A 1,081-nucleotide genomic window follows, 5' to 3' on the forward strand; every position below is an offset into this window, starting at 1 on the left:
TCGGCCCGGCGCTCTTCGTCCTCAACACCGCGGTGGTGATGGGCTTCCAGGTCCGCGCGGCCCGCGGCGTCACCGGACTGCGCTCCGCCTCGCGCTCCACCGGACGCCGTACCGGGTGCCAGCAGGACGAGGTCCAGGCCGTCCTCCCTGGCCCGCTCGACAGCGCCGAACGCCAGTCTCATGTAGTAGTCCAGGCGGGTCGCGGTGCGCGGCAGGTGCAGGCCGATCGCGCCGGTGCTGGACCGGCGCAGGCTGCGCGCCGCGGTGTTCGGCCGGTAGCCGAGTTCCCGGGCCACGTCCTGGATGCGCTCGCGCGTGGTCTCGGACACCCGGCCGGAGCCGCCGAGCGCGTTGGAGACGGTGCTCTTGGACACCCCGGCCGCCCGGGCCACGTCGATCAGGGTCACGGAGCGGCTGGTCACAGCCCGGAAGTCTAGACGCAGCCCCGCGCCGATCTCCCACTCCGGTCCGCCACTCCCTTGCTGGAACGTTCCAGCAGTGTTTAAGGTGCACGTGCTGGAACGTTCCAGCACCGGCTGCCGACGTCCGGCCCGGCCGATGCGACCGGAAGCACCCCGACCGGCGGGTCGCCGGCCCCGAACCCCAGGAGGCATCCGCATGACGCGCGGATTCGATGTTGTGGAGACCTGTATCGCCGACCTGCGTGCGGCGCTGGAGAAGGGCGAGACCACCGCGGTCGCGCTGCTCGACGCCTACCTCGCGAGGATCGACGCGTACGACCGGCCCGGCACCGCCACCGCGCTCAACGCGATGGTCGTGATGAACCCGGACGCCCGCGCCGAGGCGGAGGCCTCCGACGCCCGCCGCGCGCGCGGCGAGACCCTCGGCCCGCTGGACGGCATCCCCTACACCGCGAAGGACAGCTACCTCTCGCAGGGCCTGACGGCCGCGGCCGGCTCGCCGGCGTTCGAGCACCTCGTCGCCCAGCGCGACGCCTTCGCCATCGAGCGGCTGCGCGCGGGCGGGGCCATTGCAGGTGATCGTACTCACTGGTCCAGTCAGCCAGCGTCTTGGGATCACGCTCAAGAAAGCCGCGCCGCTCCGTCTCGCTATAGCCAAC

At 72.3% G+C, this 1,081-nt stretch carries 2 protein-coding genes; one reads left to right on the forward strand and one right to left on the reverse strand.

The genetic code is table 11. The annotated features are described in order from the left end of the window. Nucleotides 1-422: LacI family DNA-binding transcriptional regulator (locus tag ABZ885_RS41880; protein ID WP_360200552.1), on the reverse strand; the 422-nt coding region annotated here is incomplete at its 3' end. 196 nt (nucleotides 423-618) lie between these two features. Between ABZ885_RS41880 and ABZ885_RS41885 the strand changes: the two genes are divergently transcribed. Then, nucleotides 619-1,081: amidase family protein (locus tag ABZ885_RS41885; RefSeq protein WP_360200554.1), on the forward strand; the 463-nt coding region annotated here is incomplete at its 3' end.

It is taken from the genome of Kitasatospora sp. NPDC047058, from assembly GCF_040643935.1.
In the GTDB taxonomy this organism is placed as follows: domain Bacteria; phylum Actinomycetota; class Actinomycetes; order Streptomycetales; family Streptomycetaceae; genus Kitasatospora.